General features: G+C 46.8%; 11 protein-coding genes. 6 read left to right on the forward strand and 5 right to left on the reverse strand.

All coding sequences use genetic code 11. From position 1 onward, the window contains the following. Window positions 1–392: 392 nt before the first annotated feature. From ftsH4 to QUA25_RS11355, 3 genes are all read right to left on the reverse strand, one after another. Window positions 393–2,261, reverse strand: coding sequence for an ATP-dependent zinc metalloprotease FtsH4 (gene ftsH4 / locus QUA25_RS11345; RefSeq protein ID WP_333037668.1), 1,869 nt, complete (start codon window positions 2,259–2,261; stop codon window positions 393–395). Between the two features lie 231 nt (window positions 2,262–2,492). Further along, on the reverse strand, window positions 2,493–2,966 hold the full coding sequence (locus tag QUA25_RS11350) for a tryptophan-rich sensory protein (RefSeq protein ID WP_333037671.1): 474 nt from the start codon (window positions 2,964–2,966) through the stop codon (window positions 2,493–2,495). A 112-nt stretch (window positions 2,967–3,078) separates the two neighbouring features. After that, the gene (locus QUA25_RS11355) at window positions 3,079–3,924 is read right to left on the reverse strand and encodes a M48 family metalloprotease (RefSeq protein ID WP_333037674.1); all 846 of its coding nucleotides are present in this window, start codon (window positions 3,922–3,924) and stop codon (window positions 3,079–3,081) included. A 260-nt stretch (window positions 3,925–4,184) separates the two neighbouring features. On the opposite strand from QUA25_RS11355, the gene QUA25_RS11360 reads away from it, so the two are divergent. Both QUA25_RS11360 and QUA25_RS11365 read left to right on the forward strand, forming a co-directional pair. After that, on the forward strand, window positions 4,185–5,792 hold the full coding sequence (locus QUA25_RS11360; protein ID WP_333037676.1) for a HAMP domain-containing sensor histidine kinase: 1,608 nt from the start codon (window positions 4,185–4,187) through the stop codon (window positions 5,790–5,792). Window positions 5,793–6,103: 311 nt separating this feature from the next. Further along, window positions 6,104–6,670, forward strand: a complete 567-nt coding sequence (locus QUA25_RS11365; protein WP_333037677.1) for a hypothetical protein — start codon at window positions 6,104–6,106, stop codon at window positions 6,668–6,670. 311 nt (window positions 6,671–6,981) lie between these two features. Here QUA25_RS11365 and QUA25_RS11370 read toward each other — a convergent pair whose 3' ends face one another. Together QUA25_RS11370 and QUA25_RS11375 are read right to left on the reverse strand one after the other, a co-directional pair. Further along, entirely contained in the window at window positions 6,982–8,178 is a 1,197-nt protein-coding gene (locus QUA25_RS11370) for a GNAT family N-acetyltransferase (protein ID WP_333037680.1), read from the reverse strand. 257 nt (window positions 8,179–8,435) lie between these two features. After that, the gene (locus QUA25_RS11375; protein WP_333037682.1) at window positions 8,436–9,137 is read right to left on the reverse strand and encodes a dihydrofolate reductase family protein; all 702 of its coding nucleotides are present in this window, start codon (window positions 9,135–9,137) and stop codon (window positions 8,436–8,438) included. A 286-nt stretch (window positions 9,138–9,423) separates the two neighbouring features. On the opposite strand from QUA25_RS11375, the gene QUA25_RS11380 reads away from it, so the two are divergent. The 4 genes from QUA25_RS11380 (at window position 9,424) to mdh (ending at window position 12,346) form a co-directional block, all read left to right on the forward strand. Further along, window positions 9,424–9,807 carry a photosystem I reaction center subunit IV gene (locus tag QUA25_RS11380; protein WP_333037683.1) on the forward strand — a complete coding sequence of 128 codons (384 nt, stop codon included), beginning with the start codon at window positions 9,424–9,426 and terminating at the stop codon, window positions 9,805–9,807. Between the two features lie 2 nt (window positions 9,808–9,809). Further along, complete coding sequence (locus QUA25_RS11385) at window positions 9,810–10,742, forward strand: DNA-formamidopyrimidine glycosylase (protein WP_333037685.1); 933 nt, start codon at window positions 9,810–9,812, stop codon at window positions 10,740–10,742. A 311-nt stretch (window positions 10,743–11,053) separates the two neighbouring features. Then, window positions 11,054–11,269 carry an NAD(P)H-quinone oxidoreductase subunit O gene (locus tag QUA25_RS11390; RefSeq protein ID WP_015178120.1) on the forward strand — a complete coding sequence of 72 codons (216 nt, stop codon included), beginning with the start codon at window positions 11,054–11,056 and terminating at the stop codon, window positions 11,267–11,269. A 123-nt stretch (window positions 11,270–11,392) separates the two neighbouring features. Next, on the forward strand, window positions 11,393–12,346 hold the full coding sequence (mdh, locus tag QUA25_RS11395; RefSeq protein WP_333037686.1) for a malate dehydrogenase: 954 nt from the start codon (window positions 11,393–11,395) through the stop codon (window positions 12,344–12,346). The last annotated feature ends 1,452 nt before the right edge of the window (window positions 12,347–13,798 follow it).

Genomic DNA, 13,798 nt, shown 5'->3' on the forward strand with positions numbered 1-13,798 from the left:
TTGGCTGGCATACATTCTAACTAATGAGCGCTTATTTTATATTTATATTATACAATCTAGCTGCGTATCAGCTTATCTCTTGTTTGAGAGATTCTGGCATCTTGACGACAGTTTGAAAAATCTGTAGCTCGATAGTAGTCATGATTTCTGTACAATTTTTACTATGTCATATTCACCAATTATACTGTAATGGCAGTCAGAAGGTATTTGGTGCGAAGGGAGAGCGCCCTGTGATTGCTCTCCCTTAATACGATTACTTGCGATCGCACAAACGCGGGTTTGTCCGTTTGCCGTTGTCTGTTTCAGTCGGCTCATCGTGGAGTGCGATCGCAAAACGCAGATGATTTGGAATCATCTGCGTTCATTTGCGGTTTAATTAAACCCTATTAACCTCAAGCCGCGACTTTATCTAAAGGCCGCACTTGACGGAGGAATTCGCGAAGCGCGTCACCTTCCACCACCTCAGTTTCCAACAGTTTCTGCGTAATTGTTTCCAACAATTCTCGATTTGCTTTCAGAATATCCAAAGCTTGCTGATGTGCAGTTTCGACAATTTCCTTCACTTCTTGGTCGATCGCCTCAGCAGTCTGAGCACTTACTGCACGGCGGGCATTTCCCATACCGTCGTTGAGGAACATTGATTGTTGACCTCGATCGTAAGCTAGAGGCCCCAAAACCTTACTCATCCCGTAAGTTGTCACCATCCGTTCAGCTAAATCCGTCGCCCTTTGCAAGTCATTTGAAGCGCCAGTAGTAATGCTACCAAACACGACTTCCTCAGCCGATCGCCCGCCCAACAAAGTCGCAATTTGACCGCGCAGTTCCGATTCATCCAACAAGAAACGGTCTTCAGTCGGTACTTGCAACGTGTAACCCAGTGCAGCCATACCGCGCGGGACGATCGAGATTTTTGACACTTCGCCGCCGCCAGTCATCGCAGCACCCACCATCGCGTGGCCGACTTCGTGGTAAGCCACAATCTTTTTCTCTTTTTCGTTGAGCACCCGGCTTTTCTTTTCCAAGCCAGCGACAACGCGCTCAAACGCCTCATAAAAGTCTTCCTGAGCTACAGTTAGGCGCTTGTTGCGAGCAGCTAGCAAGGCAGCTTCATTGACCAAATTTGCCAAATCTGCGCCCGAAAAACCGGGGGTGCGAGTGGCGACCGCCTTCAAGTCAATATCCGGGCCCAACTTCACTTTTTGAGAGTGAATGTTCAAAATTGCTTCGCGGCCGGATAAATCCGGACGATCGACTAAAACTTGGCGATCGAAACGACCAGGGCGCAACAAAGCAGCATCCAAACTTTCCGGGCGGTTAGTTGCAGCCAGCACAATTACCGTAGTATTGCCCGCCGCAAAACCATCCATTTCAGTTAATAATTGATTGAGAGTTTGTTCGCGTTCATCATTCCCACCGAAGCTAGCGTTACTGCTACGAGATTTGCCGATCGCGTCCAATTCATCAATGAAAATAATACAAGGAGCCTGTTTCTTAGCCTGCTCGAATAAATCTCTAACTCTTGCAGAACCAACACCTACAAACAGTTCCACAAACTCCGAACCCGATATGCTAAAAAACGGCACGCCAGCTTCACCAGCCACTGCTTTTGCTAGCAGCGTTTTGCCAGTTCCCGGAGGCCCGACTAACAGCACGCCTTTCGGAATTCGCGCGCCAATTGCCGTAAACCTGTCAGGAGTTTTCAGGAATTCAACAACTTCGACTAATTCAGTTTTAGCTTCTTCTACTCCAGCCACATCAGCAAAAGTAATTTTAGCCGATTCGCCTTCTACATAGACCTTAGCCTTGCTTTTGCCGAGCGACAGCGCACCCTGCGGTCCGCCACCCTGTCTGTTCATAAAAAATTGAAAAATCGCCACAAAAATCAGCGGCGGAACCACCCAGCTTAAAACACTGCCGATCCAGCCATTTTTAGCCGGCGGAGTTGCCGCAAATTCAACGCCTTTTTCTTGCAAAAGTTTAGGCAGTTCCAGGTCAAAAATTGGCGTAGTTGACAGCACTTGACCGGGTTTGTCACCTTCGCCTTTGAGTTGGTAGCGAATTTCATTTTGACCTACTGAAGCTCTGACTACATCTTGTTCTTGTACTTGATGGACGAACAAGCTGTAAGGCACTTGCGGAATTTGGGGGCCGAACAAATTGGGTAAAAAGATGTTTGCCAGCAAAAACAAACTTGAGAGCAATAACAAGACATTGCTAATTTGTCGAAAACGAGGTGCTTGGGGCTGGTCTTTAATGGCCATTGATAACTGTCATCCTTTGATTTAACGCTGTTTTATTCATCTATTTTCTCATCAAATACCCACACACTGTTAAGCGGATTTCCTCACTTTTTCGGGTGGGTTAACCCGCTAGCACGGATTTGCTATTATTAACAATGTTTTTTTTAACGAACCGCGAAGACGCTAAGGACACAAAGGGAGAGAAGAGAAGAGGGTTATAGTCTGTAGGGTGCGCCGAATATCACCGAATATTTATGCAGCTTCTGGGTTTAACTGAATCATTTCCCAAGTAGTATAAGTGCCGATCGCACCCCAAATCGCGTAAGGCAAAAGTAACAAAGCGGCGCTTTGAGAAATCGGCAAAACAGCCAACGCCAGCACAACTCCCAAAATCTCGCCAGCCCCTCCCAAAATTGTCCCTACTTTGAGACTTTTGGCTCTGAGAGTAGCGGGAATATAAGCAACTGTGACAATTTCTAAAAGCAAGTACAAAGCCATCAACAACCATGTTTTAATGCTCCCTGGCTCCTGTTCCCACACGAAAGTAGCGCTGCCGGCCCCGCAAGCAAAAATCACCGTCCAAATTAACGGAATAGCAGGCTCAAAAAACATCCAATCCGGTCTTTCAAGTTTGACTGCCCAGTTAATATCGCGCAGTTTAAAAAACAGAGTACCGAACGCGACTGAGAAAGTCACGCCGCCGATAATCATCCAAGATTGAATCATGGTTTTCAACTTTCCAATTGCTCGATCGCTCATTAAGTCGATCGTGCCAACTCCCAGCCGAACTTAGATCCGCCTTTAGTAATAACTTTTGTAAAGCCCTATGCAATTATTGCTAACCGCCAGACAAATTCTTAGCAAACTCCTCGCGTCCAGACACCAAATTAGCTGGAACGCCGTTAGGGTAATTTTGCGCGATTAAAGCTTGCAACTTTTGAACTCGGTTTTCAGGGTTGGGGTGAGAACTCAAAAACTCCGGCGGCGCTTCGCCCTTCCTAGCAGCACCGAGGATTTGCATTACCTCAACAATTCCTCTAGGATCGTAACCCGCTTCCGTCATAAACCGAAAACCGAGCTGATCGCTCTCAAGTTCGTCAGACCTACCGTACCGCAAACCGACAACTTGATTGACAGCTTGAGCAATTAATGCTGCCTGCTGACCACCCCCGCGATCGTCGCTAGTAGCCACCCCAACCGCCGTTACCAAAGCCCTGCCCAACTGCTGTTTTGCCAAGTGTTCCGCACCGTGGCGGGCGACAACGTGACCGCTTTCGTGCCCTAGTATAGCGGCCAACTGAGCCTCGGAATTTAGCCGGCGCAGCAGCCCCGCAGTAATGAAAACTTGTCCCCCCGGTAAAGCAAAAGCATTGACAGTTTGGGCATCTCGCAGCAGGTGGAATTCAAACGGATAACCTGCTTGTTTCGCCGCCGAACCGTTGACAACTCGTGCTCCTACTTGATCGATATACTGCTGAATACTTTGGCTGGGATAAAGCCCCCCGTGCTTGGCTGCCATTTGATCTCGCGCCTGCAATCCCAAAACTATCTCCTGGCGGGGAGAAAGCTGCACCCGCTGTCTCTCTCCTGTTACGGGATTTTGTACGTCGTTTGTAAAATAGGTAATTGCCCCAAAAAATGCCATTAATAGTCCGATCGCGGCTCGAAATAAAAATTTGTTCACAGGCTTTTACCTAAAAAGTTTCGCGATTAGACTACTACACTGACAGCTACCTCCACATCTGCCTGAAGTATCAAAAATGGAAAGTTGTTAGAGTTTTTTGGAATATTTTGCGAGCAAGGCTTTTTTTAAGAACCGGGAAGGCGCAAAGAACACGCAGGAAGAGAAGAAGAGAAGAAAATAATAGAAGAAGGTTATAGTTATTAAATCGGTTAAATCTGTTGAATCTATTACACAATTCGTTGCCGAACTTCCTTCGCAATATGTTTCAAGCTACCCGCCGCCGCCTCGCTATTTGGTACACTGCCGTTACTGCTGTATTGTTACTTGTATTTGCCACGGGTTTCTATTTCTACGTCCGCACTACTTTGATCGATCGCATTGATGACACCCTCAATCATGTTGTAGAAGTAATAGAGCGAACTCTCGTTATAGAGCCGCTAAGTTTGCCTAATACCCACGATAAAAAAAATAAATTGCAAGTTAATATTCAAGCCAGTTTTCGAGATAGCACCGATGCTGTAGAAGACGACCACATTGATTTAGAATGGTTCAGTCCTACGGGCGAATTGCTGTGGTCTACTTTATCGGAACCCCTGAATATTCCCATTCATGCTAACCGCACCGGTGAAACAGTTTGGATAATTAATAATAAGTTGCAGTTTGAGGGTACAAATCAGGTCGAAAAAAGTTTGGCAACAGGCCATGTACGGGATGTCACGGATTTAATGGGTAGAGGGAAGAGGGATTTAACCGCAGAGACGCAGAGGGCGCAGAGGGGAGAAAGAAGAGATTTTGATGGCGGTTTGAATGCAGGTGGGCAGGAAAATCTAAATTTAGGTAGTGAAAAGTCGATCGCACAAAATACAAATCGCGTTTCTACCAAACCAATTAGCATTCGGACAACTCAAAACTATTCCCTCAGACAAGTAACGCAGCGAGTACAAATCGGCCGCCAAGTTCTGGGATATTTGCGAGTTAGCCATCCTTGGTTTGAAGTGACAAAACCCATCCGCCAATTAATTCTCGATTTGATTTTGGGCGCGAGTTTAACTCTAATTTGCGTGGCGACTATTGGCTGGCTGCTGTCGGGATTGGCTATGAAACCTGTGCGGGAATCTTATCAGCGTCTCAAACAGTTTACTGCTGATGCTTCTCACGAACTCAGAAATCCGATCGCCACTATTCAAACTAACGTCCAAGTAGCTTTGGCGGAACCGGATATCGAACCTCAGCAACATCAACAGCTACAAGTTATCGAACGCCTTACCCGCCGTTTGGGGCGCTTGGTGGACGATTTGCTGTTTTTAGCCAGACAAGACAGCGGTATCGTGCAACAGCAGTGGATTGAAGTTCCCCTCGATGCTTTGCTGATGGAGGTAATTGAAGAACAACAGGCGATCGCCACAACCCAAAATCTCTCTCTTTCTTTGGAAATTGTCGATCTGCCCAACGCTGAGGACAACTTTACACTGTTGGGCGACTGGGATCAACTAGCCCGACTGTTTACCAATCTCGTCAGCAACGCCGTGCAGTACACGCCCTCTGGCGGTCAAATTGAAGTAGAATTGCAACTCGCAGGTAAACACAAAAGAAATTCGCCGATCTTAAATCCAGCGCTGCAAATAAAAGTAACAGACACCGGCATCGGAATTTCCGCAGAAGCCCTGCCGCATTTGTTCGATCGATTCTACCGCGCAGATCCCGCCCGAACCCACCGCAGCGCCGCTGGTTCCGGTTTGGGATTAGCCATCGCCAAGGCAATTGTCGAAAATCACCGTGGCCAAATCCGCATTGACAGCCAAGTCGATCGAGGTACAGCCGTTACCGTCACCCTCCCCGCCCACAAATCCGAAGCATCTCGCGTCTAAAAATCCCCTCTTCCCCTCTTCCTCTGTGCCCTCAGCGCCCTCTGCGGTTAATAAAAAAAACAGGACTTAAGCAGAAACGATGAAAAATAGCCCCGGAGATTGCTTCGTTTTTTTCTTCGGACACAAATCCGCCTTTAAACTTCCTCTCTTCCCCTCTTCCTGTACGCCCTCGAAAGGTTAATCACAAAATTTACCCCTCAAGCCTGATTCTTTCTACCTTGGGCCCAAACCAAGCTATTAAAATTCAATTCCCGCATAGATTAACATGAACTTTGTTGGAAAACCTCGATCGAACTTGTGAGGAGTTATTTATGTTTCGCCACAATCTACCGTTAAAAAAAATCAGCTTGCTAGCAGCCACCTGCGGGGGTTTACTCGTTAGTCTCGCAACACTTTCCCAAGCCGGCGGCCCCCCGCCCCAACAAGGAAAACCCGTTTCCCAACCCGCAGAGACTCCCGCAGCCACTGAAGAGCCCGTCAGCGAACCAACTCCGGCTGCGAGTCCGGGCCTCAGCGGGATGCCCTCTACACCAACAGACGCGCCTGCCCGCTTCCCCATGCCCAGTGCGCGAGTTACGCCTGCCGAAGGCATGATAGTAATTAAACTGGTGAATACCACCAATGCTGTCATCAATTATCAAATCGTAGGCGTGACCCAGCCGCGCACTCTGGGCGAACAATCTGAAATTTTGCTTCAAGCCCTCAAAGTGCCAATCACCCTCACTTATCAGCGCCCAGACGGCGGATTGGTGCTAGTTCGCCCCCAAGCAACCGCGATGCCGGGAATGTTGCAAGTCAGTTTCGGCGCGACAACTGAGTTGGACGCTGATACAAAATCGTTGCAAATTCAGGAAGATGGCAAGGTAATTTTGAATTAGTTTAACTGTTGACTGTTGACTGTTACCATTCGTGTCAACTTAAGACTCAAATCCATAATAAATATCGTTTATAGTTTAGTTGCGATCCCCCCTAACCCCTCTTAATAAGGGGGGGGACAAGACTATTCTTACCTCCCATCTAACTCCCATTAATAAAGGGGAAAGAGCCTTCAAAGTCCCGCTTCTTAAGGGGGATTTAGGGGTATCGAAACTTCGATACAAACGAGATATACACAGGGTTTTAGTATTATGTTGACACCGATGGGCTGTTACTAATTCCCAATTTCCAATTCCAAATTCCCAGTCAACCGTCACTCGCCGAGTAACAAAGGAGGTAACTTAGTAAAAGGTAAATCCTCGTTTACTGCATCAATTTCTTGCTGTTCTCTTTCGTTAATTTGACCGATATAAGACTTGAGAATTTGGGCCAGACGGTTGTTATAAAATCGGTGCAAACTATAATTTGGCGTAGCTGGAAAGCCGCGCCGTTTTTTGTGCCGCCCGCCGGCACCCGGATCGAAGCTTTGGATGCCCCGATCGATCGCCCATTCGATCGGCGTATAGTAACAAGCATCGAAGTGCAAGCAGTCGATTTCCTGCAAACTTCCCCAATAACGCCCGTACAGTCGATCGCCCTTATACAAACAAAAAGACATACCCACAGGCTGTCTGTCATCTTCCTTGTCGTAGGCGGCTACAAATAAAACTCGATCGCGATAATTGTGGTGCAACTGTTCAAAAAATCGCTTAGTCAGATACTTGCTTCCCCACCAACCAAATTTGTCGCAAGTATTCTCATAAAAAGCATACATTTGAGCAAACATGGCTTGGGGAATTTCATCGCCCGTCAGCGTTTTTATCAACAAACCAGCTTGATCGACTGCTTTGCGTTCGCGTTTGATATTGCGGCGCTGGTTGGCATTAAATGCGCCTAAATAATTGTCAAAATTTTGATAGCCTTGATTTTGCCAAATATAACTGTGGTGCAGCCAACTGCTGAAACCGTGGCGTTCCATGCGCTGCCGCCATTCGGGATCGACATAAAGGAAATTGCAGCCGGAGATATTGTGGCGATCGCAAAAATGGTCGATCGCGCTTACCATTACTGCCGTTAACTCGTCTTCATCTTCCCCCTCGGCAATCAAAAACCGATAGCCTTCAGCCGGAGTAAACGGCGTCATTCCCATCAATTTGGGATAATAGTGAACACCCAAACGTTGGGCTAAATCCGCCCACTGATTATCGAATACAAATTCCCCGTAACTGTGACTTTTGACATAAAGTGGCGCGCAAGCAATCAACTGTTTGTCTCGCCAGACTGTTAAGTGATGCGGTAGCCAACCGGTTTTACCTGTTGCACTGCCCGATACTTCGAGATTGTTCAGCCAATCCCATTCCAGAAATGGAGTTTTTAGTGGCATCGCCAAGGCATCCCACGACGCTTGCGGGATTTCGCCTATTTTGCTAATCCAGGCTACAGAATATTCAGGTTTTGGCTGTTTCAGCATAGGGAGATTTGAGCGTAGAGCGATCGAACTTCATTTAAGTTAATACAATTCTTCGATCGCTGGGAAAGCTGAATGGCAACTGGTGTCAACTGAACCTTGAAACCTGACAAATCTCGCTTTTGTCCAAAACCCGATCCCCCTAAATCCCCCTTAAGAAGGGGGACTTTGATCGCCTCCGGTTCCCCCCTTCTTAAGGGGGGCTAGGGGGGATCGGAGGGCTTAATCGTCAAACCCTAGTCTCCGATTACGTTTGAGCTTCAGTTAGTTCGATCGACCCGATAATGCAAAAATACCTCTTGTCCCACCTGTTTAACCGTCAAAAGCTCCAATTTTGGAGCTAAATCTGCCAAAAAACCCTCTCCCTCCACTGGTGTCGGTGCATCCGCCCCGCCCAAAATTAACGGGCACACCGTCAGCCACAGTTCGTCTACCAAGCCTGCAGCCAGCACAGACGCTACGAGTTTTCCCCCTCCCAGAATCGCCAAGCGTTTGATACCGAAGCTTGCTAGCTGTTGAAACGCATCAATCCAATCAATCTGTCCACCTGCGGTTTTCGCATAGATAATTCGATCGAACTTACTGTTTGTCATCGGGTAGGGAGATGGCAATGCCGTTTCCCTACTGTCTTGCCCCGTCAGCAGCCAGCGAGGTACCGGTTGCTGGAAAAATCGCAAGTTTGGGTCAAATTGGGACGATCGCGAACACACAATTTGCACCGGTTGTGGGAGCTTCCCTTGCAGTTCCCTCTGTTTGAGCAATTCCGGCGAAATCACTCTCTTCGTCGTCCCATAAGCCTGTAACGTGCCGTTGCCGAACAAAACGGCGTCGCTTGCTGCTACTTGCTGTTCGAGGTGGGCTTTGTCGTTGGCAGAACCGAATCTCGCGGGCGATCGTACTGCATCTGCTATTTTACCGTCAGCGCTGATCGCGAGTATTACTGTTGCGTGAGGTTCAGTCATTACTTATCAGAATTTCGCAGAACTTTTAACTGTAGCAATTCACAACTATTTGTAAAGTTTTTTTTCAACTCGCTCGCACTGCTTTTATTTGACGGATAATGTGAGTTTATTTATTTTGCAACGGTAGCGATCGCCCTACCAAAGTATTTACTTTTCTTTACAAAAAGCAGACAAAAAACGGCGCGGAAGGTAAAAAATTCGTTGCAGACTTTAAATGCGCCGCGCGATCGACTAGAGTAAAAAAAATGGCTTGATCCGTTTATTCATCGCAAAGGAAAAAAAGCTCATGGTTCAACGCGGTTCAACAGTCCGGATTCTCCGCAAAGAATCCTACTGGTATCAAGAAGTGGGCACCGTTGCTACGGTAGACCAAAGCGGCATTAAATACCCAGTTATCGTTCGCTTTAACACCGTAAATTATGCAGGCGTCAACACCAACAACTACGCCGAAAGCGAATTAGTGGAAGTGGCAGCACCCAAAGCAAAAGCGAAAACAGCGACTGCTGTAGCTTCCGGCGGCAAACAAACCACGCTCGACGAGAAAACTCGGAAAACCGGCAGCGGAGGAGCCCCCTCGCAGCCGAAAACTTCGACGGACAGCAAACCGGGCGCCGAAGTGCCCGGCACCGTCGAAGGTTCGCCTCAAGGTCAAGGAACAGAACAACGCTAATTGTGCCAGAACTGCCAGAAGTTGAAACTATTTGCCGGGGTTTGAATCAAGCAACCCTCGATCAAGAAATTTTGGACGGGGACGTGTTGCTAAACAGCACGATCGCCCGCTCAATCTCTGCGACCGATTTTTTGACGAAACTCAAAGGAAAGTCGATCGCCCGCTGGTACAGACGCGGCAAATACCTCCTGGCAGAACTATCTCAATTCCCAGAAGGAGAAAGAGAGAAAGGGAAAGGGGGAGAATTTAGGGCTCAAACTCCAAGCTCTTCCCCTCTTCCTTCTTCCTTCCTCCTTCCTTCAAAAGCCGGCTGGTTGGGCGTTCATCTGCGGATGACCGGGCAACTGCTGTGGGTGAACCGAGCCGAACCCCTGCAAAAACACGCGCGAGTGCGGCTATTCTTTGAAGGGAACCAAGAATTGCGGTTTGTAGACCAGCGCACCTTCGGGCAAATGTGGTACGTGCCCGCAGAAACCGAGATTTCCAGCACAGTAATCGGTCTGAAACTCTTAGGCCCCGAACCGTTTTCCGAGGAGTTTACAACAGAATATTTGGCCCGCAAGCTGCACCGGCGGGCGCGACCCATAAAAACAGCTTTGCTAGACCAGGCACTGATAGCTGGTTTGGGCAATATTTACGCAGACGAAACTTTGTTTTTGTCGGGAGTGATGCCCACAACTCTGTGCGCGGATTTGACCGCAGAGCAAATTGGGCGCATCCATACAGCTATTATTCAAGTTTTACAGAAGGCGATCGAATCCGGGGGCACCACTTTTAGCAATTTTCTCAACGTCCAAGGTGTCAACGGCAACTACGGCGGCGTCGCTTGGGTGTACAATCGCGCCGGTCAACCCTGTCGCACTTGCTCCACAACCATCGAACGTATAAAATTAGCAGGGCGATCGACTCATTTTTGCCCCGCGTGTCAGCAATAAGCAGAAGGAAGTTCGGCAACGGATTCGCTCGACGGATGTAACGGATGTCAGGAAGAAGGAAGAAGGAATAAGACGGAAGAAGGCGGGAGAGGAAAGAAGGAAGAAGGAAGAACTGATATCTTGTACCCTTGTCAATAAGGTTTTCAGGGGCGGGCGGGACAGCCAGCGCCCAAGAATATTGAACTATTGTGGAACAGGCCGGAAATCCTGTTAAGCGAGAATGGTGCCAGATGTCAGAAGAAAGAAGAAGTCCTTTCCAGCCAAATCTAGATTAAAATTTGTATAGTTTTTTAAACTAAACAAAGCAAGTTATGGCAATCAAGAAAGGCAGTATAGTTCGCGCTGTACGCGAAAAATTGGAAAACAGTCTAGAAGCCAAAGCCAGCGACCAGCGCTTTTCCTCGTATATATTTGAAACAAAGGGCGAAGTGATGGATGTTCGCGGCGACTATGCCTTCGTCAAATTTGGCAAAGTACCCACCCCCAATATTTGGCTGCGGGTAGACCAACTCGAAGATTTTAAGTAACTCACCAAAACTAAACATCACTGTTCTTAATTTAGCGAAGGGTGCACACCGCGCACCTTTCCCCAATTAAGCTGATTGCTAAAATCTAAAATCTAAAATCTAAAATCTAAAACCTAAAACCCAATGAATTCTCCATCAAACCGCGTATCAATTATTGGTGCAGGCAAAGTCGGCAGTACGTTAGCCCAGCGAATTGCTGAGAAAAATCTGGCAGATGTAGTATTGCTAGATATTGTGGAGGGTTGGCCGCAGGGCGTTGCTTTGGATTTGATGGAAGCTAGGGGAGTGGAACGCCACGATCGCCAAATTGTCGGTACAAATGATTATACAGATACGGCCAACTCAAATATCATCGTAATTGCCGCCGGAGTGCCACGCAAACCCGGTATCAATCGGGAAGATTTAATTAAAATCAATGCTCGAATTGTCACCGAAGCCTCAAAACAGGCGATCGAGCATTCTCCCGAAGCAATCTTAATCGTCATCACCAATCCCCTAGATATCATGACTTATTTAGCTTGGGAAGCTGCGGATTTGCCCAAACACCGAGTCATGGGGATGGGGGGAGTTCTCGACTCCGCCCGCTTTGAAACTTTTATTGCCATGGAATTGGGCGTTTCAATTGCTGAAATCAATGCAACTGTCATCGGTTCTCATGGCGATTTGATGGTTCCTTTGCCTCGCTATTCCACTGTCAACGGTATTCCCATCAATCAACTTATGGATGCTGGGGCGATCGATCGAATCGTACAGCGGACTCGCCACGGCGGCGCAGAAATTGTCGAATTGATGAAGATTAGTAGTGCTTATTTTGCACCCGCATCTTCTGCCTGTTTGATGGTAGAATCTATTTTATTTAATCAGTCGCGACTATTGCCTTGCTGCGTTTATTTGCACGGCGAATACGGTGTGCAAGATATCTTTTTAGGAGTTCCCTGCCGCTTGGGATCTCAGGGAGTCGAACAAGTAGTCGAACTCGAACTCAGCGATACCGAAAGAGCAGCCTTTATCGAGTCTGGCAAATTGGTTGCCGAAAATATTGAGGAAGCCAGGGCGATGCTGAAAACTGCTTCTTAAGCTTGTAGCAATTCCTTGATCACAGCAGTCTGCTGGCCACTTCAATATAATAATTTATATTGAGTATGAAAGTGCGAGCGCTCTGTCGGAAGTTGCCTTATCCGATTTCAACCGCGCTTTGATTAATATTATTGATCATGTTTGTTAGGCTATATTTCACAAGCCCAAAAATGGCAGCAAGGAACCGATCGATAAATATAAAATTTCCTCTCAAAAACTTGCTAAAAACGCAAAAACTGGCAAGCAAAAGCAGTTAAACTTGGTCGGCGCGAGAATACTCTTAAGTAGGTAAGCGGGATTAAACCGCTCTATGTAACAATATGTCAACAGGGCTAACTTAGCCACGCTTAGGGCATTTGGATACTTTACAATCCTTAACATAATTGTGTTTTACAGCGCCTACCTACTTAGAGTTTCTCTAGAAATTAAAGCAAAAATCTGCCATATTTTCTTTACTACTAAACCAACAGCAGAAGCAGTCGGTTTAGGATTATCTCTCACTCGCGCTCGCATTGTTTAACAACACCGTAGCACTTTAAAGGTAGAAAGCGAAATGCGAGTTTCTACGGAATTTCTCCTTACTTTGCCCAAACTTTAATCCTCGCGATCGCCATTTCTATTGATCAAGCTTGAAACACCTTTACTTTAGCCCAAAATGTGATACCCTAAATATTTGTATTATCTAAAATTTTTACACTTGTCAAAAATCGCAAAAATCGGGCAAAAAGTCTCCGCGCGTGCGGAAGCTATCCCGAACGCGCGTGCGGGCTCGTTGCGGTAGGGAATCACCCTTGAGTTGAGCCCATTTAACACAGCCTACAACTACCTCAACTGTTTGACCGAAAACAAACCTCTGATTCGGTGAATTTTAATCAGTTTAAAAAATCCCATCCCTCGCATGAAATAACGAGAAGGCAAGGAAAAATATCTAAAATTTCGGCTGACCCTAAAGATTGTAAAAAATCTCATTTAAGAGAGATAAATCGAGCATTACTTAAAACGTTAGAAAAGGCGATCGCCTAAGTTTAAACAAATTCAAATAAAGGCGTTACCAACAGGATATTCCCTCGCCAACACAAGGAAACCATTAATCGAGTTTGGGGTAATAATAAAAAGGTGACAATTGCAACCCAATGCGAACAAAAAAATGTCAAAATTAGTCAGAGACGCTCCTCCCGCTCGCGAAATGGAACCAGGTTTCTTGTTTCCACTTTCGGAGTTCTCCTGAGTTAATTACGTTAAGAAACCGGGTTTATGTGTAAGTTTTGTTGGCATTATTCCCACTAATTGACAATTAATGTAGTAGCAAATTATGCAACTTTTTCAGTAAATATACGGGAGCTAAGATGGTCGCTAGACCTCCAAATCTCGAAAAAATACGGAAATGCAGTGTGAGTAGCTGCTAAGTGCTAGCAGAATGAGGAGAATATGTTCTTTGCCTTTTTGAGTTAC

Source organism: Microcoleus sp. Pol17C6, assembly GCF_036701145.1.
In the GTDB taxonomy this organism is placed as follows: Bacteria; Cyanobacteriota; Cyanobacteriia; order Cyanobacteriales; family Microcoleaceae; genus Microcoleus.